Here is a 1,548-nt window from a genome sequence, read left to right on the forward strand (position 1 = left end):
TCGAGCAGCAGGCCGGTAATCTTGTCCTCAGTCGCTGGACGTACGACCCGGCAGACAGTCGTCTGCACACTCAGTCCAGTCGCAAAGACACCGGCGCAGTGCTGCAAGACCTCGAATATTTCTACGATCCCGTCGGCAATATCACCCGCATCGAAGACCACGCCTTTCAACCACGTTACTTCGCCAATCAGTTGATCGATGGCCACCGCAACTTCACCTACGACTCGCTCTATCGGTTGACCAGCGCCACCGGCTACGACGACGCCCCGCCACCGGACATTCCCGGCCTGCCGCAACCGGGCGACCCGAACAATCGCCTCAACTACACCCAGACCTACCAGTACGACAACGGTGGCAACCTGATCGAACTGTGTCACGTACGCGCCGGCAACAACTCGACCCGGCAAATGTTCATCGATCTGAAGAGCAATCGCGGGGAACGCTGGAAAACCGGCGACGAGCCGCCGGATTTCGACACTTTGTTCGATCGCCACGGCAATCAACTGACCGTGCAACCGGGCCAGCCACTGCTCTGGAATGCCCGCGATGAGCTGGAAAGCGTGATCCTGGTCCAGCGCGATGGCGGTTCCAATGATGCCGAGTACTACGGTTACAGCCAGGGTATGCGCGTGTTCAAGCGCCACGAAACCTTCGCTGCCAACGCCGAACATTTCCACCAGGTGCGCTATCTGCCCGGGCTTGAAATCCGCACCCGCGACAGCGGTGAAGAACTGCACGTCATCACGCTCGGCAACGCCCGCTGCCTGCATTGGGCAGCGAAAAAAATCGATGAAATCGCCAATGACCAAATGCGTTACAACCTCGAAGATCATCTCGGTTCCAGCGTGATGGAACTGGATCAAGACGCCGTCATGATCAGCCAGGAAGGCTATTACCCCTTTGGCGAAACCGCGTGGATGGCACCGAACTCGGAAACCACGTACCGCTTCATCCGCTATTCGGGCAAGGAAATGGACGTCAGCGGTTTGTATTACTACGGCGCACGCTATTACGCGCCGTGCTTGCAGCGCTGGATCAGCACCGACGCAGAGCAGGCGGATGGTCTGAATTTATATGCATTCGTGGGGAATAACCCGGTCCGTTTTATCGATCCGGACGGTAACACGCGGGCAGAAAGCGTGATCATGCTGTATTCGGCGTTTGCTTCCGCCGTAGAAGGGCACTCCGAGGAAGTACTATGGCAACTACACAACATCATTAATCAAAATGTTGCACTGAACATGGCGGTGAATCTGGCGGGAGAAACCGTCAGAGGTATTGTCGGTTATGAAGGTGGATCTTTGGGCGGCACCCAATTTGACACCCTGTTTCCAGCACTTGAAGTGAAACCGAACGTGTTGAAACCTTCATCGTTGGTCGGTGGCAACATCGGGGGTGATGTCGCTGGGGCCATCCTTGAGCCGGCGGCGTTTTTCAAGGTTGTTGTCGCGTCGCCGTCTAACTATGCCGCTCTTTTCTCGGTCTGCTGCTGCCGATCCGGGTTCAACATCACAGTGCCCATCGGCTCCCAGTTTCTTGTCTGGCCAG

Annotated in this window: 1 pseudogene; it reads left to right on the plus strand. The window is 56.7% G+C overall.

Annotated elements, in window-relative coordinates:
• A pseudogene (locus AACY18_RS27845) lies at window positions 1–1,133 on the plus strand (RHS repeat-associated core domain-containing protein); the annotation flags it as partial.
• Between the last annotated feature and the right edge of the window lie 415 nt (window positions 1,134–1,548).

Origin of the sequence: Pseudomonas sp. EA_65y_Pfl2_P74 (assembly GCF_963970575.1) — a bacterium.
Classification (GTDB): Bacteria; Pseudomonadota; Gammaproteobacteria; order Pseudomonadales; family Pseudomonadaceae; genus Aquipseudomonas; species Aquipseudomonas baetica_A.